Genomic DNA, 22,442 nt, shown 5'->3' with positions numbered 1-22,442 from the left:
GGGCAGGCTACGCCAACAGGACTGGTCTCACAAAAAACAAATAACAAACAACAAAGGACAAATGACAAATGACAAATGACAATAATATTGAAACTGATGTACTCATAGTCGGTGGCGGACCTGTGGGTCTAGCACTGGCAGTGGAACTACGTTACCAAGGTATCGATTGCATCCTCATAGAGCAGACTGATGGGGTGGTGACTGACCCCAAGGTGAGTACAGTTGGACCGCGCTCGATGGAGTTTTGCCGCCGTTGGGGCATTGCCCAGCAGATACGCAATGCAGGGTGGCCCGCCGACCACACCCTAGATATTGCTTGGGTGACATCTGTTGGAGGTCACGAAATTTACCGAGCTCACTTTCCCTCTTATGCCGAGCGATCGCTACCTGACTACACACCGGAACCGGAGCAAGTCTGCCCACAAAACTGGTTCGCCCCGGTGTTCCTAAATGACTTGGGAGAATATCCAGATGGAGCAATTCGGTTTCTCTCTCGCTTGGATAGCTTTGAACAGACAGATAAAGGTATAATCGCCCACGTAACAAACCTGGAAAAAGAAAGTACAGAAATCATCCACGCCCAATACATGGTAGCTTGCGATGGTGCCCGCAGTACGGTACGTAAGGCTTGTGGTGTTGATGCTCCTACCTTCCACCCCACGCAGGTGTTTCAGAGTGTTGTGTTCAAGGCACCTGAACTGGCGACTGTGATGGGCAAAAACCATGCAATGGTTTATTATTTGGTCAACCCAATTCTTCAGGAACCACTGCGCGCAGTAGATGGGGACTCACTGTATCGTCTGATTTTGAAGCCAAAAGAAGACGGAAGTGTGCGTGATGCTGAAGAAGCCATCCGCGCCGCCATATCAATTGATACTCCGTTTGAAATTGTTTCCAACGTTCCGTGGCGTCTCACCCACCGAGTCGCAGACAATTTCCGAGTGGGAAATATCTTCTTCGTCGGCGACAGTGCCCATACACTTTCCCCCTCTGGCGGTTTTGGGATGAACACTGGCATAGGTGATGCAGCTGACTTGGGCTGGAAACTTGCCGCCACTCTCAAGGGTTGGGCTGGTCCCAACTTGCTCGACACCTATGAAATCGAACGGCGTCCCATTGCAGTGCGAAACCTCCAACAGGCAAACGCCAACTTGCAACGCACCCAAAAACGCGCCATCCCTCCAGTCATTATGACTGACACCCCAGAAGGGGAACAAATCCGCAAAGAGATGGCTGTTGGTATGGAACGCAGTAACGTGAAGCGCGAGTTTGAAGCGCCTGGGGTTCACTTCGGGTTCCGCTATGAGTCCGGTGGTATCATTCCTGATGGTACACCCCCAACTGACGACCCCTTTGAGTGGAAACAGAGTAGCTACCCTGGCTGTCGGGCACCCCATGCCTGGTTGGAAGCTGGTAAATCTACTTTAGATTTGTTCGGTCGCTCTTTTGTGCTAATGTGCTTCCAGTCAACGCAGGGAGTCGAAACATTAACAAAGGTTTGTCAGGAAAAAGGAGTGCCTCTGATGAGCCAGCACATCGATAACCCCGAAATCGCCAAGCTTTACGAGCGTGCCTATGTCTTGGTGCGACCTGATGGACACGTAGCTTGGAGAGGTGACACCTTGCCTGAAGATTCAGGGGCGTTGATTGACCAAGTTCGAGGGAGCTTTTAACAGTTATCAGTTACCAGTTATCAGTTACCAGTTCTTCACTGTTCCCTGTTCACTGTTCACTGTTCACTGGTTAAGTAGTATCTTATGGAGCATAAAAAGAAATGCATATATTCATTTTTCAGCCGGTAGTGATAACTATCAACTACATAACTGAGAACTGAATTATGAAACTTTATTATGCCCCAGCGTCATCCTATTCCCAACGAGTCCTCATCGCCCTGTACGAAAAGAAAGCAAATTTTACACCGATTGAGGTAAATCTTTTTGACCCCCAAGCTCGTGAAGAGTATATGCAAATTAACCATTTTGCCAAGATACCCACCCTAATGACTGAGAAAGAAAATGTAATATTTGAGGCTAATATAATCATTGAATACCTTGACCAAAAATTTCAAAATACATCCCGCTTGATTCCTGCTGACCCAGAACAAGCCCTAGAGGTACGGATGCTGGAACGGACGATTGATGTGTATATCAACGGTGGGCGAGAGGCGCTATTTGCTGATACCCAGCGTCCGGTAGAAGAACGAGGCAAAAAAGAGGTTCTCAAAGCAAAGCGGTTATTGGAAACAGCACTCGCTCTGCTTGATGAAAAACTGGCAAGTCGTACCTGGTTGGGAGGAGAAGAGTTTACGATCGCAGACTGTGCCGCAGCTCCCACCCTCGCCTACCTGCGTATGGTCTACAACTACAACCACTTTTCCAACTTGACAAATTACGTCAAACGTTTGGAGTCTAGACCATCCGTTGCGCAAGTTTTCAACTTGGGACGCGACCAGATGACAAAGATGCTGTCTGAACTGCGGAATCCATTGCAACTAGTGCCTTTAGAGAGTTAGTAAACCAAAGGCTTTGCCCCTACTAACCCGTATAGCGGTTCTTTGAGTTGAGTGCAATACATCAAGTTAGGAGAACCACAGATGGACACAGATGGACACAGATAAATAATTACTTCATCCAAACGAGAAGCGCTATAATTCAAAACTTTTTCTTGGAGATAAAAAATGACTAGTTCGACAATTGAAAGATTAAACCCATTTATACGTGAAGTTATCCAAGATCCCTACACAGTCTATCGTCGCTATAGAGAAGAAGACCCGGTTCATTGGGGAGTATCGGCGAATCCCCAGTTGCCGGGAGCCTGGTACATCTTTCGTTATGACGATGTCATGAAGGTTCTGGAAGACCGGAGATTTGGTCGCGAGACTTTGAACGAACGAGAGGACGTTGAAACCACACCAGTGCCAACCGCATATAACGCGTTCCTGTCTTTGGTCAGCAACTGGATAGTCTTTCGGGAACCACCCAATCACACACGGCTAAAATCGCTGGCTAGTAAGGCATTCACCCCAAAAATTGTCGAAAACATCCGTCCAGCCATCTATGAAATCGCAGACAATCTGTTGGATAAAGTCCAGAACCGTGGTGAGTTGGACTTGGTTGAGGAGTTTGCTTTCCCTCTGCCAACTAAGGTGGTTGCGATTATGCTCGGTGCTGATCCCGAAGATTTGCCGTTGTTCCGTGAATGGGCACTCGCCATGCAGCATGCCAGCGCCTCCCGTTTGAAACCACCACCAGAAGTCTACGAACGTGCAAACCAGGCTGCCCAATCATTCGTGGATTATTTCACCCCTCTCATCACAGAACGACGTGCCAATCCGCGCGAGGATTTGATCTCGGCTCTCGTCAAGGCTGCTGATGAGGGCGACAAACTGAGCGACTTTGAAATCGTCGCCACTTGTACCCACTTGTTGACCGCAGGACACGAGACCACAATTAACCTAATTGCCAAGGGGGCACTGGCGTTACTGTATCATCCAGAAGTACTCAAAAAGTTACGCTCCCACCCCGAACTGATCCCTGCGGCAATCGAAGAGTTCGTCCGCTACGACACCCCAATCCAGATGGTGACACGCTGGGCTTATGAAGACGTTGAGGTTGGCGGCAAGTTGATCCGGCGCGGGGATAGCGTGGGGGTCATGCTTGGCTCAGCCAACCGAGATCCCGCCCAATTCAAGAACCCCGATGTTCTGGATATACAGCGGCAAGAAAACAAACACAGTGCCTATGGCGGCGGTATCCATTACTGCCTTGGTTCGTCGCTAGCCCGTGCCGAGGGTCAGATCGCCATAAATGTCTTGCTCAACCGTTTGCCTGAGCTTCGTTTGGCACAAGAAAACATTGAGTGGGCAAACAACATCGTGTTTCATGGTCCTAATCACCTACACGTTGCTTTTAAAAAACCTGCGATCGCTTGATTTAAGGAGGGGGGAGCAATTGAAAATTCAAAATTCGCTCATTCAAAATTCAAAAATATGAATTTTTAGTCTTGGCTTTTCACAAAAGATGTGAATTATGCTAGTTCCCCACTCCAAAATATTTTTGTAAATAAGGCATAAATAACATGAGTCTTATACAAGGTTTGACAAAAGCTATTGTTTATGTAAAGGACATAGACAAACAGATAAACTTTTACCGCGACCAGTTGGGGCTTGAGGTTAAATCCTTCAAAAGTATAGAAGGACGTAGCGACAAACAATGGGTGGAGTTTGCAACTGGCGAATGCACCTTGGTGTTGCACGGTAATTTGGAGACACAACACGGTAAGGATAGACCTAAGCTAGCGTTTCACGTTGATGATTTTGAAACTGCATACCATACGCTAACTGAACGTGGCGTCAAACTCAGCCCTGTTCGTTCCCCCTCGCCTGGTCTAAAAATTGCTGAAGGTGTTGATCCAGAAGGTAATCCGTTCACCATTGATTGCCAGGAATAAATAACCTTCCCTAAAGAAGCAAGGAATGAACAAGGGTGGCGTAGACAAGGGAAAGCCTTGTCGTCAGATATTGCCCACCGTCAACCCCTACTGAGAAGTTGGTAAATTTGCAAAATTTGATTAACCCACACAGGTAGAAACAATGAATATGCAAAATTCAACAACGCCCGAGACAAAAACTTGTCCCTTTAAACTTGCAGAGGAGTTCCAACCTTTTAGCAACCCACAATTGGAAGACCCCTATTCGTTTTATCAGCGTGCTAGAAGTGAGGAGCCTATATTTTACAGCCCATTGTTCAACGCTTATGTGATCACTCGTTACGATGATGTTTTAACTGTACTGAAAGACCCAGTCAAATTTTCTTCAGCAACTAGCCTTCAGACAGTTCAAAATTTCACCCCAGAAGTCATTGAAGTGCTGCGTCAAGGTTTACCCTTTGTTTCTTTAATTAGTAGCGATGGCGAACTGCACAAACGATTGCGAGATCCTTTACTCAAAGAGTTTGCTCCAGAGCGACTTACCCGCATGGAAGACTCAATTCGCGCTATTGGCAACAGGTTAGTAGACGATTTTGTCAATGATGGTCACGTTGAAATCATGTCAAAATTTGCTCATAACCTAGCCCTTGAGGTCATCCTCAATATGTATAATGTCCCCCTAGATAGGATGGCAGAAATCAAGCAGTGGGCTAACAACACAACAGCATTATTCTCGTCAGCTTTGACTCCAGAACGCCAGATCGAATGCGCTCGCACCTTCCCTGCTTTACAGCACTATGCTGCCAGTCTTGTCGAAGAACGACGGATTGCACCCGGCAATGACTTTATCAGCAAGATGTTGAATAGCGACCTCACCACGAACGAATTGGCGCTGATTTTATGTGAAATGCTTATTGCCGGACATAAAACAAGTGGTAATCTAATCGGAAATGCTTTAAAACTCCTGTTGGAGCGCCCACAACTTTGGCAAGCTCTACGTGATGACCCATCATTGATACCTGCGACTATAGAAGAAGTACTCAGGTACGATACTCCCGCCCCATCAATGGTTCGCACTACCACCCAAGAGGTTTCTGTTGGGGGAGTCACACTACCTAAGGATAGTCGCATCCTTTTGGTATATAGCTCTGCCAACCGCGATGAAACTCAGTATCCAGATGGTGAAAACTTTAATATTGAGCGTTTCAAACATACTGCAGCAAACCACCTCGCATTTGGTCATGGAATGCATTACTGTACGGGTGCAAATCTAGCACGTCGGGAAGGACGTATTGCACTCGAAATATTGTCTCAGCGGTTACCTAATTTACGACTTCGCCCCAACCAAGAATTTATCCATTTCCCCGCAATGGGAAACCGTGGTTATACACAGCTCGAACTGGAATGGGATATTCCCCAAAAAGGTTAAGCCATTCGCTTGCATATTTCTCAAACTTTCATCGCTATTAACTCATATCAATCACAAGGAGCAAACTTCCATGAGTCAACCCTCTCTTCTACAACGCGGTTCAACTGGTGCAGATGTCGAACGCTTGCAAGGCGAGTTATCCCAGCTGGGATACCAAGTTGGAGTTGACGGCATATTCGGTGAATCTACCGAAAACGCCGTCAAAAAATTCCAACAAGACCATAACTTAACTGTGGATGGAATAGTTGGACCCCAAACCGGCAGACAGTTAGGCGCTGCTTTGGCTTAACCCAAATTTCATCGCTTGCATATCTCCCAAACGTTCACCACTATTAACTCATATTAATCACAAGGAGCAAACTTCCATGAGTCAACCCTCTCTTCTACAACGCGGTTCAACTGGTGCAGATGTCGAACGCTTGCAAGGCGAGTTATCCCAACTGGGATACCAAGTTGCAGTTGACGGCATATTCGGTGAAGCTACCGATAAGGCAGTCAAAAAATTCCAACAAGACCATAACTTAACTGTGGATGGAATAGTTGGACCCCAAACAGGAAGACAGTTAGGCGCTGCTTTGGCTTAACCTAAATGTCATAAATAATGCAGGTTGATGACCTCAACCTGCGTTAGTTTGAGAAATTTTAAGCATAAATAAAGAAGATGAAGTTCATACCCCCTGTACTCCCTGTACTCACTATCATTTTTTTGGGGACTGCTTTAACTTCTAGCATTCAAGCTAAACAACAAAAACCGCAGCAGACGCCGCAACCAAAACTTAGCCAAAAGCAATAAATGTCATCTCCAGATTCTTTAGAATATCTAACCTCTCCTGAAACAACATCTATGAATCTTCCCTTTTCGGAAGCAGTACGTGTTGGTAATATGCTTTACCTGTCAGGGGTTATCGGAAACATACCTGGAAAGAAACAGCTTGTAAGTGGTGGAATTCAAGCTGAGACAAAGCAAACTATGGAGAATATCAAACGTATTCTTGAGAGGCATGGGTCATCACTCAGTCAGGTGGTTAAATGTAAGGTGATGCTTGCAGATATGAAAGAATGGAGCGCGATGAATGAGGTTTATCTTACTTATTTTTCGGCATCCAGATTGCCTGCAAGAAGTGCATTAGGAGCAAGTGGTTTAGCTCTAAATGCACGGGTAGAAATTGAGTGCATAGCAACAGTTAAATAAATGAGAATTAGTCTACAATCATCAGCTTCTTTGTCATGTTATACAAACTTAAAAAGGTCAGTATTAGTTTAATAAAAAATAAAACCTATGACTAACGCAAGAATGCAATCTCAACCAAAAAGTACAACTAATATCTTCAAAGATAAGAATTTTTACATTGTCAATTTGGTGACGGTGATAGGAATTTTAGGGGGAACCCTTTATGCTCCAGCGCTGCCAACCATACAACAATTTTTTAAAGTTACAGAAGCCGAAGCTTCATGGACATCGACAATTTTCCAGGTGCCCGGTGCCATTATTACTCCGATATTTGGAATTTTAGCTGACATTTTAGGCAGAAAACAAGTCCTGATTCCTTCGCTGCTAGTGTTTGCCCTTGGTGGCGCGGTTAGCGGCTTGGCATCTAATTTCACGGCACATTTGGGAGGGCGACTTTTACAAGGTGTTGGTGCTGCTAGCTTAGAACCGCTACAACTTACCGTTATCGGCGACCTTTATCGCGGGAGAACGCTAGGCACTGCGATGGCACTTAATGCCGGTTTGATTGGTATGAGTGGGGCAATTTTTCCTCTGATTGGTGGGATATTAGGCGGGTTTGACTGGCGATATACGTTTTTACCAGCGTTGCTTGCCATTCCACTGGCGTTTTTGGTACTCGTGACACTAAGATTACCAAGGCGACCCCAGAACGCAGAAAAGTTTGAGCTAAAATCTTATGTACAAAGTACCTGGAGCAGCATAAACAATCGTCACGTACTAGGGCTGTTGTTTGCGGTCATGTCTCTGTTCTTACTGCAAACTTTATGTTTAACCTTTATCCCATTCTTGGCGGTAGACAAGTTCCGTACATCAGAAGCGCTAAATGGCATCCTCCTGACAAGTATGTCAATTGCGCTGGCGCTTGTCGCAGCTCAATTGGGACGTTTAACTCAGAATTTGTCGGAAATCAAACTCATCAAACTCTCTTTTATTCTCTTTGCAGCCGCCCTGTTAATTCTCCCGATTGTTCCTAACTTTTGGTTACTATTCATCCCGCTTTTTTTACTAGGTGCAGCTCAAGGTATCGCCCTTCCATCCTCCCAAGCACTGTTAGCAGGGCTTTCTGCACAAGAATCTCGGGCGGGATTTATGGCGGTAAATACCTCGATTATGTCATGGGGACAAACACTTGGTCCTTTTTTAGGAAGCATTGCTGTTAGGTTTTGGGGAATACAATCAGTCTTTTTTGCCAGCGCCGTCTTTTCGCTGATTTCATTTGCTCTGTTCAATTATTTCCTAACGACTAAAGTATTCGATTTCACAGCCAAAACCATACAGCTACAGGTTCCACCAGTTAGCAACGAACAACCAACTTCCCCATTCCCACCAACTTCCCCATTCCCACCAACTTCGTTTCCACTCCCTGCGTCTCCCACAATCCTACAACAGCCTATTGCACAGCTCCTCCATGTCGGAACTAACAGGGCTATTGAATTGCCGGAACATTTTCAGGTTATTAATATCGGCAAGTCCAGCGATCGCCTGATAAGCGAAGTAGATCTTTCAGATTTTCCCAATTCTGGAGTTATCTCACGAGTTCACGCCCAGATTCGTTACGATGGAGAGAATTACTATATCCAAGACCTCAACAGTTCTAACGGCACTTTTATTAATAAATACCCACTTATACCAGGTGTTTGGTACAAATTAAAACCAGGTCTGCACATTAGTTTTGGTAGGCGAGACGCGATCGCATTCATGTTTGCGATCGATTAGTACGTCTGGTCGTTAAAGGGTGTTGGAAACCCTGCTAAAATTTGATACAAATTCAAACTGCTCATTCGCTTTCATTTGAGTCAGCGAGACGCAGTATCATTTATATTTCAGCTATCATGAACTCATTAACACAACTGAGTAAGTGGATATAATGAAACGTAATATAGCGACTGTTATAAAGCAAGTAGGAACAGTGTTTTCCCTTCTTCCTTCTTCCTTCTTCCTTCTTCCTTTTACTTTATCAAAATAGGCGAACAGGTTTAGAATTAAGACGCGCAGAAATAGCTGTTACCCGCTTGACCACAGCAATCATATATTGATAATCAGGTGGCTCTGCGTTTGGTAAATATCCAACGTCTTGAACCAAATTAGGAGGAGCATCTTTGAGATAATTACGAATCAACTCTTGACGATTTCTTTCGATGTTTGGTCCAATCAAAACAGCACCTAGTGGAACATTTTGAGACTCAGTGAATAATATGCGAAATACATTACCTAATTTTGTTCTATACAAATTAAATTCCTCTAAGGAAATAGCACCAGCAGCAGCCTTTCCTTGTGCCACCCATTCAAGCACTGTTTCTGGTGTAGGAGCAAATAGGATTTCTGCCAATGTGAAACCAAATAGATTGTACAGGGGAAAATAATACCCAGTGGCGGAACCTGGTTGACCTAGGGCAACTGTTTTCCCCTGTAAATCTTTCAATTGTTGCACAGGACTGTCTTTGCGTACAACAAATATCGCTCGTGAATTTCTTTCCATCTCCAGAGGGAAAATTGGTAAATATTGATAGTTAGCACTTGCAATTGCTGCCAAACCCGCAGGAGCAAAGACTAATGACCAAGCATGGCGCTGAATGCGCTCAATCGCTATATTCTCATTGAAAGTCGGTTCTAATTGAATAATTGCCCTTGCTTTTTCACCCAAATATTCACGGAAGCGAGCAAATCGTTCTATCGCTTGTTTTCCTTCTCGATAGCTAATCACACCAATAACTAACTCAAGTTGTTGATTTGATGTTTCCTCTCCTGCACAGGCAGTGATGAAGAGTAGCATCTGCAAAATAAATAAACGTCGGGAAAGTTGGGATGGCATTAACAGATTTTAGCAAATATTTTTCTGGACATCTTGTTATTATCTAACAATTTTATTGCATTTTTCTAAGCGAATCAAAATCTGACTTTTCACGTCATGTGGAAAAGTCCACAAAAAATCTAACTTTCAAATCCAAAATTCAAAGTCTCTCTCCTTATAAAAGAGAGATTTAGAGAGAGGTTTTCCAGATACCGTGAAAAGTAAGAATCAAAATATAGCATGGATAAATTTTTATAAGCAATTTTTCTGTCATATCAGGTTCGGATGAGAACTGTAAAAAACCCTCTTTCCGCCTGACGGCACCCGTCTCACAACGAGCGCAGAAGGGTAGCGGAGCCATTGCGTTGGGTGTTTACCCGAGTGTGCATTCCTTGCGTGGTGAGAGAACTTTTGATAAATGATGAGCGCGAACTTGATATAATAATTAGGTAAATTTTTCTGGAATCATTAAGATATATGAAATTATATTTGGATTGATTTTCTGTCATTTAGATATAACAGGTGTATATTCAGCAAAAAGAAAAATCATGAAAATAGGAACTAAGGTTAATCTAATTTTAATAATAGTTGTTATCAGCGGTATATTGATTAGTGGTATCGCTTTATCAAATGTACTTTACACAAAAGCAGAGAATGAGATAACTTCTAAAGCCTTGATTCTCATGCAAATTGCCAACTCAGTAAGAAGCTATACCAACGAGCGTATACAACCCTTGTTGTTACCAAAAGTGGACGATCCCAATCAAGAGGAGTTCATTCCAGAATCCATACCAACATATACCCTTAGAGTGGTGTTTGAAAAATTTCGTCAAAACAAAGAATATGGCAATTTTATCTACAAAGATGCCACTCTGAATCCAATAAATTTCCGAGATAAAGCTGACGAATTTGAAGCTGACATTGTTGAACGATTTCGTAAAGAACCTGGGAATAAAAGCTTATCTGGTGACCGGACTATTTCGGGAGAAAAACTGTTTTATAACGCCCGACCTTTTGCCATTCAAGACAAGAGTTGTCTGCGCTGTCATACCACTCCTGAATTAGCTCCAAAAAGTCAAATAGCGACCTACGGAAAAGACCATGGTTTTGGATGGAAGCTCAATGAAATTGTCGCAGCCCAAATAGTTTATGTTCCGGCTGAGGATATTTGGAAAAATGCTTATCGGTCATTTTTTCTGATCATAGGAGTTGTCGGAATTATTTTTACAGCCATCGTTTTTATCATGAATCAGTTGTTGAAAAAAGTTGTGCTACAGCGTATTAAAAATATTGCAACTGTGGCAGAACAAGTTAGCGTCGGCGATATGAATGCCCATTTTGGTAAACAATCTAAAGATGAAATCGGAGATTTAGCAGAAGCTTTCAATCGGATGAAGTATAGTTTAGAAATTGCTCTCAATATGTTAAATAAAAATCAGAAGTAGATGGATTGAAATAGAATACGGTTGGTGATAAGACAATTTGGAAAAACAATAACTTTTGTAGAGACGTTGCATGTGAGTCCAGCGCTGCAGTCCTTGTTTCCCGACAGCAGGCGACTGGCGTTGGCGCAGCCTCTCCGGAGGAGATACCCAAAGGGCAACGTCTCTACACGTGTACGGGACAGCACATTCGTGCCAAGGCTTCGTCGCAAAGTATCCGTGAGAGGTACGCTAGTGACCTCTCCTACACCGAATCAGAGATTACGATACATGAGTTTTTTTACAAGCAGTCTATTGACTAAGCATACGTCGCTCAAACTCTATAGCGAGTTTTGGTTCGGGAATTTGCTTTGCCAAATACCTGACAAATTCTGGTAAGGAAATTTGTGGGTGAGATTGCAAAACCTGTTTAATGATAAATTTAGCGATTGGACCAACGGAATAAGCTAACTCACGCTCGCATTTATTGATAAAGTTGGCATCGATTATTTGATATTCCTGGGTTGACGATTTAGCTGAGTCGGGAGATGAAACATTGAATCTTTCTAATATAGCGATCGCCTGTTTCTGAAATTTTTCTTGTCGCAGTGGCAATATGTAAGTCGCTAAACTTTCCACTAATTCTTGGTAATTTGCTGCTTGTTTGACAGCTTCTTGTAAAATTGTCGGCGCGACAGGTCCTATCGATTGCTTTAGCAACTGTTCCAAGTTGGTATATTGTTCTGAGCCTAGGAATAAATTCAGTTGGGGTTGTTTGGTTGCTGAAGATTCACGAACACCAACAGCAGGAGAGGGAGACACCTGCTGTGACTCGCGTGACGACAAGGAAGCAGAAACAGATGGGGAAGTAGGAACTCCCACGTGGGAAGAAGCTGCGGGAGGGTTTGCCTCATGCCGCTTCTTTTGAAAGGGTTTGCCAAAGGGTGACAACTGCGTGTTGGCAATGGAAAGTAAATTTTCCTTGTTTTGCTGTGTGTTTTCCTGAATGCCAGAAACTTCTAGTTCTTGGAAATCTTGGAAAATCCTGCTAATATTACCAGGTAAAATATCAATAACTGCTTGTGTGCCTGACAGCCAAGTATGCAGCTTGATACCTTTGGCTTGCAAAAGGTTTTGTAATTGAGTCATCCATTTTGCAACTGGTAATCCGACTTGCGGATTTGCTGCTACAAGAGTTTCTAGAACCGTTTGGGAAAATAATTCTGGCTTTTCGGCAGGCGTTGCAGCGACTATTAAACATTGTCCCTGCTCCGCGCCAGTTTGCAAATCTTCTATCCAATTCTCCAGCGAAGTCCCCTCAGATTGTTCTGAGATAATTAAATCTAAGATAATGATTTGCTGACTTTTTTGAGCGCGGCGTAACTCTTGTCTTAACCAAGAACGACTCAAGCGCATTCCATCACCCAAAATTAACCAGGCTTCTCCATCTTCGATTTCTTCGACGTGCCCGCGTAAGTACAATAAGGATGTTGGTGTCTTTTTTCCCGCACGAAATTGTGAGGGAAATTTCGTTTCTGATTCACCATGCGAACGAGTAAATGCTTGGATGATTAAGCGTACTTCTGACCAACTTTTGCCTTTTTGAGGAAAATATTCTACCTCAAAACCGCCAGCACCAGCAAACAATCGACTCAAATCAGTAGTCGTTTTCTTGTTTGAGAGTGCATCAATCACAACCGCACGTCGCTGTTTGTGAGATTCAACAATTGCCGGCTTGAATCCAACAATTAATTCTCCTACTCCTTCTACAATTCGTTTGGGTGTTTGCAGGGGATATTCTGGATGGAGTTGACTCTCTCCACGATTGAGCTTTTGTTGATTAATCAGACGCAGTTGCTGATTTAATTTATCAATATATTGCAGCGTCTGGCGGTAAACATATTTGTAAAGCCCGTCTGCTTCAATGACTCCATGTGAATCAGCTGCTTCACCCAACAGTCCCTGCATTAAATAGTAAGTGAAGACTCCATGCCCTAATTCTGGAAACTCCCAAGACTGTTGTCCTTGATCGCAAGATAGCAAGGCGCAAAATCCCTTACTTTGAGAAGCACGTTGTCTCAAGATATCCATCATTTGTGTTGTGGGATTGAGGAAAGTCTCAGAGATGTTTCCATCTCTGGCGCTCCCACGGTTTCCACCCAACAACCTCATATCACCGCTATGACAGGTGTCTAAACAAAGTAACTGTTGGTTGGCACGACTAGCCCCTAATATTCCTACCAGTTCTTGCATGCCTAACCCTGTAGCGAGCAAGTCTTCTTTGCGGGTATCTGCCAGACATAGAACAGCTTGCTGAGTATTCGGCTCTAACACCCCATGTCCTGAAAAGTATAATAGGATGGAGTCTTGGGATTGAGACTGTGAAACAATTTGTTGCAGGCTCCGACGAATACTTTGCAAAGTCGGGGGTTTTGCCGCAAAATCGTGATGAACAATCACTTCTTTATTAGGAAATCCTTGGGTAGCGCTGCTGAGCGCTTCTCCTAACCCTTGACAATCTAACGCTGGGTAGCGTAAAGAAGGTAAGCTCGGCTCTTGATATTCGTTAACACCTACCAATAAAATCCAAAGCTTACCTTCTCCTGTTGTTAATATATGAGTCGAGCCACTAGAACCAACACCGAGCGGAGACATATTTACTACTTAATCCTAAAAAAAACTTTAATAATTTAGTATGAGTCCGTTTAGCCAAACCCCTCAAGGCTTTAATGTGTAGCTTCAAGGAAATTGTTTCCCCTTCCACTTAACTATAGCAATCCGGTTTTATTTTTGAAAAATCTAAGTATCTTTCGGGTGTGCCTTGCCTACCGTATCTGAGTTATATCTGGGTTTTGGTAAGCATTGTCCACCCTACTGTATTTCAAAAATCTTTGGAGGAGTCCTATCTAGCAAATTTGCTACGTTAATTACTTAAATTAAAGTTCATTTTGTACCCCTTAGCTCACTCAATACGGATTTTCCCTGTAGGCATCAAACACTTTTCTCTATAATTTATTAATCAAGTTTATTTTACAAATTACGTTAACTGTTACAAAACTTAATGATGGTATAACGCAAAACATGAAAGTCATTATTAATATTGATAACAGACCTCTAAAATAGAGTTGGCAGGCAAGCTCTAGGTGTTGTAGCACGATCATTAGACTGCATAAGTGTATTTGTGATGTACCTATCCATTAATATGGTGCTCCATTTATGAGTTGTTTAGTTGACTATTTATAAGTTGGTTAGTTTATGCGTTCCCGCCAAGGTATCACTGAGCTATTTACGACTTTCTTACAATTTGACGCTGACAGGGTCATTGGTTGGGCTACTGATAGTAGGCTGCGTCGAAATATACTCAATTGTCAGGCGCGTTTATCAGAGCCAGAAAATTCCGAGACTTTTTGGGTATCTTACTGGTATAAAGTATGGCAAACCAAAACGGAAAATCTGGCAGGAGGACATTTGTCAGCTTATTTACAAGAAGTGTGCTTTTGGGCGGCGAAGAAAACAGCTGTTAATTTCTCTTCTGGGCAGTACACTTTATCTGACTGCTTCCAAATGGTGACAACGAGTACAGATAAGGTTTTGAAAAGGTTTAAACCCGAGATGGGTTTTAACCTCAAGAATTACGCCAGTGCGATTTTTAGCAGCGAACTCAAGGAAATGCTGCGCCAGCAGAACGAAGTTGATATTAGTACCAATTGGCGATTGTTACGGAGGCTAAGCCAAAAGCGGTTGGTAGAGTCTTTACAAAATGCAGGGCTGAGTGCGGACACAATAGAACGTTATATATTAGCTTGGAAATGTTATCAGTCGCTATATGCTCCACAGCAATCTACTGGGACTCGCAAATTGGCAAGACCAGATGACGCTATATGGACTGCGATCGCTCAGCTTTACAATTTCCAACGCCAGACTCAACTGTCAAGCCCAGGCGCAGAGTCCAGTCCGGAAACGATAGAAAAATGGCTGGTTGCTAGTGCGAAAGCAGCCCGCGCTTATTTGTATCCAAATATGGCTTCCCTAAATGCGCCGAGAGGGGATGATGATTCTGGGGGGGAATTTCAAGATTTTTTACCGCAACTCAAGCAGGAATCGTTACTTACGGAAATTGTTGCTGAAGAAGAACTCGTTGAGCGACAGTCACAGCAGTCTGAAATCAGTGGTGTGTTACTTGCAGCTTTGAACGAACTGGATGCAGAGGCGCAAAATATCATCAAACTCTACTACAGTGAAAATTTAAAGCAACAGGAGATTGCAAAACAATTAGGAGTCAAGCAGTACACCGTTTCTCGTCGGCTCACTAAGTCTAAAGAGGTATTATTACTTAAACTTGCAAACTGGACTAAAGAATCGCTGCATATTTCACTAAACTCACAGGTATTAAACTATATCAACACTGTTTTAGAGGAATGGTTACAAGCTCACTATAGCCGTCCCTCAGTTTAGTAGGAGTAACAATTATGACATTCGACCCAGTAGCACTCACTTTAACAAACACAACAGATATGTGGCTAGAAATTTCTGAAGCCGAGAAAACAAAGATTTGGGAGCAAAGCCAAGCTTTTTCCAGCGTTAATCGTCGTTGGAATGCCTATATCAACCGCTTGAGCTTAAACACTGTTCTACCTTGGCTGCGGGAAGAATACGCCGCAGATGCAACTGTTTTTCCTGCTTTGAAGGCTTTACCCAGCATTTGGGAAGTCGTTAATGGCACAGGTATTTCCCTCGGAACGACACGCATAGCATTAATTCCGAGTGAAGCGCTTGATTTGAGCGAACTGCGCGTTCCTCAAGAATGGGTTGATATTCCGAACTGGAGTGCTGATTATTATCTAGCAGTGCAAGTCAATCTGGAAGAAGGCTACATTCGGATTTGGGGATGTACAACACACGCCCAACTTAAGACAATGGGCAGTTATGATGCGAGCGATCGCGCTTACTGTTTAAATGGAGAGGATTTGATTTCTAATCTCAGTATCTTGTGGATGGCGCGTGAAATTTGTCCAGAAGAAGTGACTCACCTTGAAACTCCGCCCTTGACAGAATTATCTGCTACCCAAGCAGAAAACTTGCTCCAACGTTTAGGAAATCCCAGACTTATATTACCACGCTTAGCAGTACCGTTTCAAACCTGGGGAGCGCTCCTAGAACATGGAGGTTGGAGACAACGTTTGTACGAACAACGTCAAGGAGCGCAACAACAATGGTCGATTCGTCAATGGGTACAATCAGGTGTATCAGATTTTGCACAAAAATTTGGTTGGGGAAGTGTAGAGTTACAGCCAACTTTAGCAGGTGCTAGGGGTTCAGAGCCGGAATCGGCAACGCCAACTTTGGTACGAAAATTAACCATTGCCCAACAACCATACGAATTGCGGCTGCAACCCAAAGGTAGTATTGAAGATAGCATATGGCGCTTTGAACTACGCAATGGAAATAGAGAGGAACTGATTCCCAGTGGATTTAAATTGAAACTCCTGACTGAAGATTTACAGCCATTCGAGGGTAATCAAGCGCAAGCCACAAAACCTGTAAACAGGCTTTACGTTGAAGTGGCTTTGGGCGATGCTGGGGAAGGGTTAGTGTGGCAGGTAGAGCCGACTCCAGAAGATTATGAATGCGAAATCTTGTATTTTTAAGTACGATTCGTGTCTTTGCTGAAAACTGTATGGTTTTGTTTGTTCAGCCATGTTGTAGAAGCGTTAAGGCGTTAAATATAATATGATCTGCTGTAAGTAATCTTTAACTAGACTGCCTTTGAAGTCCTCTGCCATAACGGTACATACGAGTGGCGGCACTATGCAAGGCGAGTCAAAAACTTAGCTGAGGTGCGTACCGAAAGTTGACATGAGTGACGGGGATACGCAACTTTAGTCCTGTGCATAATGAGTGGATCTCTAACCCTATGAAATTAAAAAGCATATTTATAGTTAAACAAGAACTTACAAATGACTACAGAACTTAAACCAGGAACTTTCATAAATAATCGTTATCAGATTGAGAAAACCCTTGGACAAGGCGGGTTTGGACGAACTTACTTAGCATTTGATGCTCAACGCTTTGGTGAAGCCTGTGTTCTCAAAGAGTTTGTACCTGCAACCACCAAACAAGGTGTTATTCGTAAATCTAGGGAGCTATTTGAGCGGGAAGCGAAAGTTTTATACCAAATTCAGCATCCTCAAATTCCCAAATTTATGGCTTGGTTGACGGACAACGAGCGGCTGTTCATCGTCCAGGAATATATTGATGGCAAAACTTATGCACAAATTTTATCCCAACGTCTTTCTGCAAAAGGTAAGCCATTTTCCGAAACTGAAGTGAGAGCATGGCTACTAGATATGTTGCCAGTGTTGGAATATATCCACGACTCCAACATTATTCATCGCGATATTTCACTCGATAATATCATGCTTGCCCATAGTCAATCTAAACCCGTGCTGATTGATTTTGGAGTGGTTAAGGAGAAATTAACCCAGATATTATCAGATGAATCTCCAAATCACCAGTACTCAGCTCACGGTTCAGTCGTGGGGAAAATTGGCTACTCTCCACCTGAACAACTGCGTTTAGGACATTGCTACCCCTCTAGTGATATCTACGCACTTGCCGTTTCTGCGCTTGTCCTTTTGACTGGGAAAATGCCATATTTGTTAATGGATGGTTCTCTAAAGTGGCAATGGCGCTCCTATGCCAATATCAGTGACTCTTTAGCTCGCATACTTGAAAAAATGCTGGCAGAAGTACCAACAGAGCGCTACCAGTCAGCAAAAGAAGTTCTGGTTGAACTGAATAATAATAATAATAATAATAATAATAATAATAATAAAAACAACAATAAGAATGACAATAAAAAGTCACCATTTTCACTTGGTGGCATAGTTTCGAGCCTGTTGCCGAAAACACAGCGAATTAACACTAACATTTCTCAAGCGCAGGAAAAACCCAAAGCACTTCGCAATAAAAATTTAGAAGATTTCCTCGTTTTATCAGAACTAGAACAAAAGCTTAGTCAAGCCGGTGAAACAAATACTCAATTGCAGACACAAACGCCTGTCTCTCTCAACCCAGAATTTTTAGAGTTTGTCGGGCGAGAATTGACTAGTTTTGTTGGTCCTTTCGCCAGCTTTTTGGTGAAACAGACTTTGAACAAAAGCCCAGAAATAGCAGGAAACGAATTCATTGAATCGCTAGCTGAGGCAATTCCTGATGCAAATTTAGCACAAGAGTTTAGAAATCGCATCCAACTTTCTATTCAACCTAACTCCCGAAAGCTTGAGAATTCTATCAAGTCACTGCAACCCCAGGGAAGCTATCCTGCGATTAGCAATCCAGAGTTTTTAGAACATTGTCGGCGACAACTGACTAGTTTTGTTGGTCCTGTTGCTAGCGTCATTCTCGAACATACTTTGGATGCACACCCAAATTTAACTCCAAATCAACTTATAGAAACTTTGGTGGCAGAAATTCCTAACCAGGAAAGGGCAGAACAATTTAAAGAAAGCATTCTCAAATTAACAACTTACAACTCAATACATCAAGCATAAAAGAGCCAGAACAAATGTTAGCTGATAATGGTGAGGTGTGACTCACTCCATTCTCGGCTAATTTTGCTATAATCCGCGTCTATTTAGTTATAACTGGACTTTAGACTAAAGCAAGCGATTGCCCAAAGGGCACTGCGCTCTGCGCAATCGCACCCTTGAGAGGCTGGGCAAAAATAAAGGGATGCCTATAATCTGGACTTTAGACTAAACGGGCGATCGTTAAAAAACTTACTTATTGGAATTGATACTAGGCAACAACAAAATGACCCAGGAGCGCGCTCGTTAACGAACTAAAAACCTGAAAGATGATTTATTAAAGGATCAAGCCGTCTTTGAGACTTGCGACTTTCGTCGTGTAGTACCTTTTTTGACAAGAGGATAGCGAATTCTACGTTGGCGTGGCTTCCCAGTTTTCCAACCAGGAGATTTTCCACGGGGCTTTGGAGTGAATATTTCAAGGATTAAAAGCGGATTTTTAATGCATAATTACATGACTTATGTTTTCATGTTCCAAGCTTTAAACCTTTTAAGCACAAAAGTTGGCTCTTACAAATTAAAGTGCTGTTGTCGGTTAACAGATTGTTAGTCCTTTTAACAAATTGATGTCATCGAAAAAACATTATGATGTAAGGTTTTCAGTTTTAACTAAGATCGCTAATCCGCACCTTGTGAGGAATGCTCAAAAACTTACAACTATTTAACTAGACCTGACTTTAGCAGTTTATGAGAGAACTACATTAATTTGTTAAAGCGACAAATAATCTGTTAACCGACATCATTCATGGAACAAAGCATTAGCCCGGACATAGCCCTTCCTGGCACTCAGGGCCTCGAACAATGTGCGTATCATAAAAGACCTTTACTGCTGTAGAGTTGTAACTGTCAAGCTTCTGCAAGTAATTCCAAGCGGTGAGTGCAATTGCTGTGTCGAGGTTCTGTCGTGGTGTCAGGATAATACGTCCGTTAAAGTAGCTCAAAGATCGCGCCTGCTGCCGTAATTGGGTCAACTCTTGATCTTTAATTTGCTTAGGGTTGTAGCTAATAATCACCCCACCGTGTTCCAAATTATGTACTAAAAATTCATCGGCGGGCGGTTCTTTGTATATACCCCACGCTGCTGGGTAGGGGTAGTGCGGCCCGGAGGTTGGTGGATTTGAGTTATAAGTGACTGAAGTACCTACTTCCACATGTTCTTGCCCCAAATCTGGGAAACGTACTCCTGGTAGTATTGTGCCAGGGTACAGCTCTGGCAAGGGTGATTCAGGTGTCATTACTGAAAAGGGTTCGATTAAGCCCTTCCACTCTTGTATGGAATTCATCGTTGAACTAGAAGTTGAGGCGGTACTCGGTTGTGAGGGAGATTCATGAGAGTTCGCAGGCATATTTCCGAATAGTAAAGTTATGCTGATCGCGCAGACCAAGCAAAGTACCAAGAAACCTGATTTAGCTAGCTTAATATTCATATACCCCTCTTCCATTACTCTCGGATAAATTAAACTCTAAAGCATCAATTTTTTTCCCAATAAGGCTTTTATTAGTATCGGGAATGAAATAATCACCATCGCCATTTTTTCAAGCGGTAGACATTACATTTATTTTCCTATCCCGGATGAAACCAGAAATGATAATTAGGTTACGTCTAAAACATTCCTATAGACATAACCTAATTAGCTTTAAAGGTCTTAAATAGACCGCAGGCAATTATCCATTAAAGTCAGAAATTAACCTTTATAAGTTTCCCATTCGTCGCCGCCTGAATACCAAGGCTTGTCTACACATTCATACCATACTCCATCGTCCAATACGGTTCAGTTAAGCTCAGAAGCCTGGTAAATTTTGTCTTCTAAGCTATAGAAGTGTTGATGTACCTGAAAGGCTTCTCGTTTGTATCTCCAGCCATCTAAGGTGATGAGGTTCTAAAAGCTATAGAAGCATCCATCCCACCAGAGGCTATGGAGAGAGCGATCGCACAAGCCCAAGCTCAAGAGAGAAGAATCTTGGAAAACTAAAACAAGGGCAACACATCTATGACTTTGAATCGCTAAAGAACTACCCCGCCCTGCTTTATTGAGGGCAGGGAGTTTTCGGCAACTTTGTTAAGTACAGCGATGAATATTTATTACAGACGCAAAATAATCACTGCAAAGTTAGCAGAGATCGACTCGTTCAACAGTGGCTTGTCTCCCTCTTGATGATTTATATGCTTCGCCGTTATCAAGCGTATTACATGAGTCATCAATGGCAAAATTCCAAATTGCTCTTGCATTTAATGTATAACCGCAGTTGTTAGTTATTGTGGCATTTGTACGGAATGTGCTAGTGTTGGTATTTATGTCAACACACCCCGGTGCTCTAACACCTCCAATAATGTTTAAGCTTTCTAATTCAGAAATTTCTTCATAGTTTAAATCAGAAATAATCATAGATTTTCTCCACAATGTCTAACTCCACTTGAATATTATGAAATTAATTCTAATCTTTCAAGAGATTAAAAATTATTTTAAAAACATAAATAAGTGACTTATGTTTTTTGTTGTTAAAAACTTAAAGCCTTAAAACGGCTTCGCTATTACAAATTGAAGTGCTGTAAAATCCCCCAGAGTTCATATGATAGAGTTTAAAAGTAAGGGTGAGCCAAGAGAAGATATATAGAGATTAATACCTGATGACAGCGTGAAAGGTTGAAAAATCCCAATTTCTAACTGTTAGCTAGATTCAAACTAGCTTTTGTAGAACTTGTAAAATTATCGGACTTATGATTCTGGAGTTTACATAAAATCACAACATATATCGCCAAGAACCACGGCGAGGTGGGAAGTGAGGATTTAAATATCTTGGGAATGATGGCTAATCATAACTTGGCAGCAGCGATTGCTGATTGTGGGTTTTATGGATTTCGCCGTCAACTTGAGTATAAGTGCAAACGATACGGTTCAAGATTAGTGGTAGTGGATAGGTTCTACCCAAGTTCTCAGATTTGTTCTGAATGCGGATACCAGCAATCATATGCCGCTCTTTGAGCGTGTTTATGTCTGTCCTTGCTGCAATATTAGCCGGGACAGGGACTTAAACGCAGCGATAAACCTATCGCGCCTGGGGTCGGCTTAACCCTGAAAAGCCTATGGAGCAGGTGCCGCCGACGGTCTGTGATGAAGTAGGAAGTAAACGCTTTAAACAGCTTTGTTTGTTTTAAGTAGATTTTATAGAGCAGAACCGCTACATTAAGACATTTTTTATATAGTAACGTAATATTTTTGCTGATAATGACTGCTTTTTGCAAGCATAATCAGCAGTACAATGCTCTGAATTCTCCTCAAAAACTAGAAAGTAGAAATTTTTCTCCAAAAAAGCATCGGGACGCGCATAAGTCTTCAAGCCTGACTCCTATAGAAATTTAGAAGCCAAAAAACGAGTTGAAAACGCCCCCAAACTACGGCGGACAAAGATACAAAGAAGAAACCACAACTATTTCACGAGGTAAATAAAATGATTGTCGTCATCAAATCCCAAACACCCGCAGCAGAAATCGAAAGAATCATTCAAGAACTGCATCGCTATCCAGTCACAGTCGAAAAAGTCGTCAGCAACG

At 42.7% G+C, this 22,442-nt stretch carries 20 protein-coding genes; 16 read left to right on the top strand and 4 right to left on the bottom strand.

Going from position 1 to position 22,442, the window contains the following annotated elements; all coding sequences use genetic code 11:
- The first annotated feature begins 68 nt into the window (after window positions 1-68).
- From AACT52_RS16850 to AACT52_RS16805, 10 genes are all read left to right on the top strand, one after another.
- Complete coding sequence (locus tag AACT52_RS16850) at window positions 69-1,673, top strand: FAD-dependent monooxygenase (protein ID WP_073632474.1); 1,605 nt, start codon at window positions 69-71, stop codon at window positions 1,671-1,673.
- 164 nt (window positions 1,674-1,837) lie between these two features.
- Window positions 1,838-2,512, top strand: a complete 675-nt coding sequence (locus AACT52_RS16845) for a glutathione S-transferase family protein (protein ID WP_073632472.1) — start codon at window positions 1,838-1,840, stop codon at window positions 2,510-2,512.
- A 165-nt stretch (window positions 2,513-2,677) separates the two neighbouring features.
- Window positions 2,678-3,931 (top strand): cytochrome P450, encoded by a 1,254-nt coding sequence (locus AACT52_RS16840; protein WP_073632470.1) that lies wholly within the window; start codon window positions 2,678-2,680, stop codon window positions 3,929-3,931.
- 146 nt (window positions 3,932-4,077) lie between these two features.
- Window positions 4,078-4,449 carry a VOC family protein gene (locus tag AACT52_RS16835; protein ID WP_073632468.1) on the top strand — a complete coding sequence of 124 codons (372 nt, stop codon included), beginning with the start codon at window positions 4,078-4,080 and terminating at the stop codon, window positions 4,447-4,449.
- A 142-nt stretch (window positions 4,450-4,591) separates the two neighbouring features.
- Complete coding sequence (locus AACT52_RS16830; RefSeq protein ID WP_073632466.1) at window positions 4,592-5,857, top strand: cytochrome P450; 1,266 nt, start codon at window positions 4,592-4,594, stop codon at window positions 5,855-5,857.
- 70 nt (window positions 5,858-5,927) lie between these two features.
- A complete protein-coding gene (locus AACT52_RS16825) occupies window positions 5,928-6,146 on the top strand; it encodes a peptidoglycan-binding domain-containing protein (RefSeq protein ID WP_073632464.1) in 219 nt (72 codons plus the stop codon).
- A 76-nt stretch (window positions 6,147-6,222) separates the two neighbouring features.
- Window positions 6,223-6,441, top strand: a complete 219-nt coding sequence (locus tag AACT52_RS16820; protein ID WP_073632462.1) for a peptidoglycan-binding domain-containing protein — start codon at window positions 6,223-6,225, stop codon at window positions 6,439-6,441.
- Between the two features lie 77 nt (window positions 6,442-6,518).
- Entirely contained in the window at window positions 6,519-6,650 is a 132-nt protein-coding gene (locus tag AACT52_RS16815; protein ID WP_272937105.1) for a hypothetical protein, read from the top strand.
- Window positions 6,651-7,049 carry a RidA family protein gene (locus AACT52_RS16810; protein ID WP_073632460.1) on the top strand — a complete coding sequence of 133 codons (399 nt, stop codon included), beginning with the start codon at window positions 6,651-6,653 and terminating at the stop codon, window positions 7,047-7,049.
- Window positions 7,050-7,136: 87 nt separating this feature from the next.
- On the top strand, window positions 7,137-8,804 hold the full coding sequence (locus tag AACT52_RS16805; RefSeq protein ID WP_073632458.1) for an MFS transporter: 1,668 nt from the start codon (window positions 7,137-7,139) through the stop codon (window positions 8,802-8,804).
- Between the two features lie 241 nt (window positions 8,805-9,045).
- On the opposite strand, the gene AACT52_RS16800 is transcribed toward AACT52_RS16805, so the two are convergent.
- Window positions 9,046-9,900 carry a phosphate/phosphite/phosphonate ABC transporter substrate-binding protein gene (locus AACT52_RS16800; protein ID WP_073632456.1) on the bottom strand — a complete coding sequence of 285 codons (855 nt, stop codon included), beginning with the start codon at window positions 9,898-9,900 and terminating at the stop codon, window positions 9,046-9,048.
- A gap of 527 nt (window positions 9,901-10,427) precedes the next feature.
- On the opposite strand from AACT52_RS16800, the gene AACT52_RS16795 reads away from it, so the two are divergent.
- On the top strand, window positions 10,428-11,324 hold the full coding sequence (locus tag AACT52_RS16795; protein WP_073632454.1) for a c-type heme family protein: 897 nt from the start codon (window positions 10,428-10,430) through the stop codon (window positions 11,322-11,324).
- 288 nt (window positions 11,325-11,612) lie between these two features.
- On the opposite strand, the gene AACT52_RS16790 is transcribed toward AACT52_RS16795, so the two are convergent.
- A complete protein-coding gene (locus AACT52_RS16790) occupies window positions 11,613-13,955 on the bottom strand; it encodes a caspase family protein (RefSeq protein ID WP_073632452.1) in 2,343 nt (780 codons plus the stop codon).
- A gap of 600 nt (window positions 13,956-14,555) precedes the next feature.
- Between AACT52_RS16790 and AACT52_RS16785 the strand changes: the two genes are divergently transcribed.
- From AACT52_RS16785 to AACT52_RS16775, 3 genes are all read left to right on the top strand, one after another.
- Window positions 14,556-15,755, top strand: coding sequence for a sigma-70 family RNA polymerase sigma factor (locus tag AACT52_RS16785; RefSeq protein WP_073632450.1), 1,200 nt, complete (start codon window positions 14,556-14,558; stop codon window positions 15,753-15,755).
- Window positions 15,756-15,769: 14 nt separating this feature from the next.
- Window positions 15,770-16,948: a DUF1822 family protein gene (locus AACT52_RS16780; protein WP_073632448.1), complete on the top strand. Its 1,179-nt coding sequence runs from the start codon at window positions 15,770-15,772 to the stop codon at window positions 16,946-16,948.
- Between the two features lie 309 nt (window positions 16,949-17,257).
- Window positions 17,258-18,853, top strand: coding sequence for a protein kinase domain-containing protein (locus AACT52_RS16775; RefSeq protein ID WP_073632447.1), 1,596 nt, complete (start codon window positions 17,258-17,260; stop codon window positions 18,851-18,853).
- 794 nt (window positions 18,854-19,647) lie between these two features.
- On the opposite strand, the gene AACT52_RS16770 is transcribed toward AACT52_RS16775, so the two are convergent.
- Window positions 19,648-20,235, bottom strand: coding sequence for a DUF3105 domain-containing protein (locus AACT52_RS16770; protein ID WP_083630386.1), 588 nt, complete (start codon window positions 20,233-20,235; stop codon window positions 19,648-19,650).
- 765 nt (window positions 20,236-21,000) lie between these two features.
- Window positions 21,001-21,276, bottom strand: a complete 276-nt coding sequence (locus AACT52_RS16765; RefSeq protein ID WP_073632444.1) for a hypothetical protein — start codon at window positions 21,274-21,276, stop codon at window positions 21,001-21,003.
- Between the two features lie 387 nt (window positions 21,277-21,663).
- On the opposite strand from AACT52_RS16765, the gene AACT52_RS41405 reads away from it, so the two are divergent.
- Window positions 21,664-21,873: a zinc ribbon domain-containing protein gene (locus AACT52_RS41405; RefSeq protein ID WP_073632442.1), complete on the top strand. Its 210-nt coding sequence runs from the start codon at window positions 21,664-21,666 to the stop codon at window positions 21,871-21,873.
- On the top strand, window positions 21,860-21,961 hold the full coding sequence (locus tag AACT52_RS41400; protein ID WP_443216655.1) for a zinc ribbon domain-containing protein: 102 nt from the start codon (window positions 21,860-21,862) through the stop codon (window positions 21,959-21,961). Before AACT52_RS41405 ends, AACT52_RS41400 begins: the two co-directional genes overlap by 14 nt.
- Window positions 21,962-22,442: the final 481 nt, after the last annotated feature.

Origin of the sequence: Scytonema sp. HK-05, assembly GCF_963872035.1 — a bacterium.
Taxonomy (GTDB): domain Bacteria; phylum Cyanobacteriota; class Cyanobacteriia; order Cyanobacteriales; family Nostocaceae; genus Kalymmatonema.
The sequence above is the reverse complement of the archived record's forward strand: the minus strand, read 5'-3'. Positions and strand labels throughout refer to the sequence as shown.

Excerpts from the sequence above, each read along its gene's own strand:
- AACT52_RS16810 (WP_073632460.1), top strand. The coding sequence starts at position 6,651 with ATGTCATCTCCAGATTCTTTAGAATATCTAACCTCTCCTGAAACAACA.
- AACT52_RS16765 (WP_073632444.1), bottom strand. The coding sequence starts at position 21,276 with ATGATTATTTCTGATTTAAACTATGAAGAAATTTCTGAATTAGAAAGC.
- AACT52_RS41400 (WP_443216655.1), top strand. The coding sequence starts at position 21,860 with ATGCCGCTCTTTGAGCGTGTTTATGTCTGTCCTTGCTGCAATATTAGC.
- AACT52_RS16795 (WP_073632454.1), top strand. The coding sequence starts at position 10,428 with ATGAAAATAGGAACTAAGGTTAATCTAATTTTAATAATAGTTGTTATC.
- AACT52_RS16825 (WP_073632464.1), top strand. The coding sequence starts at position 5,928 with ATGAGTCAACCCTCTCTTCTACAACGCGGTTCAACTGGTGCAGATGTC.
- AACT52_RS16770 (WP_083630386.1), bottom strand. The coding sequence starts at position 20,235 with ATGCCTGCGAACTCTCATGAATCTCCCTCACAACCGAGTACCGCCTCA.
- AACT52_RS16805 (WP_073632458.1), top strand. The coding sequence starts at position 7,137 with ATGACTAACGCAAGAATGCAATCTCAACCAAAAAGTACAACTAATATC.
- AACT52_RS16815 (WP_272937105.1), top strand. The coding sequence starts at position 6,519 with ATGAAGTTCATACCCCCTGTACTCCCTGTACTCACTATCATTTTTTTG.
- AACT52_RS16830 (WP_073632466.1), top strand. The coding sequence starts at position 4,592 with ATGAATATGCAAAATTCAACAACGCCCGAGACAAAAACTTGTCCCTTT.
- AACT52_RS16845 (WP_073632472.1), top strand. The coding sequence starts at position 1,838 with ATGAAACTTTATTATGCCCCAGCGTCATCCTATTCCCAACGAGTCCTC.
- AACT52_RS16775 (WP_073632447.1), top strand. The coding sequence starts at position 17,258 with ATGACTACAGAACTTAAACCAGGAACTTTCATAAATAATCGTTATCAG.
- AACT52_RS16780 (WP_073632448.1), top strand. The coding sequence starts at position 15,770 with ATGACATTCGACCCAGTAGCACTCACTTTAACAAACACAACAGATATG.
- AACT52_RS16850 (WP_073632474.1), top strand. The coding sequence starts at position 69 with ATGACAAATGACAATAATATTGAAACTGATGTACTCATAGTCGGTGGC.
- AACT52_RS16800 (WP_073632456.1), bottom strand. The coding sequence starts at position 9,900 with ATGCCATCCCAACTTTCCCGACGTTTATTTATTTTGCAGATGCTACTC.
- AACT52_RS16790 (WP_073632452.1), bottom strand. The coding sequence starts at position 13,955 with ATGTCTCCGCTCGGTGTTGGTTCTAGTGGCTCGACTCATATATTAACA.
- AACT52_RS16835 (WP_073632468.1), top strand. The coding sequence starts at position 4,078 with ATGAGTCTTATACAAGGTTTGACAAAAGCTATTGTTTATGTAAAGGAC.
- AACT52_RS16820 (WP_073632462.1), top strand. The coding sequence starts at position 6,223 with ATGAGTCAACCCTCTCTTCTACAACGCGGTTCAACTGGTGCAGATGTC.
- AACT52_RS16840 (WP_073632470.1), top strand. The coding sequence starts at position 2,678 with ATGACTAGTTCGACAATTGAAAGATTAAACCCATTTATACGTGAAGTT.
- AACT52_RS16785 (WP_073632450.1), top strand. The coding sequence starts at position 14,556 with ATGCGTTCCCGCCAAGGTATCACTGAGCTATTTACGACTTTCTTACAA.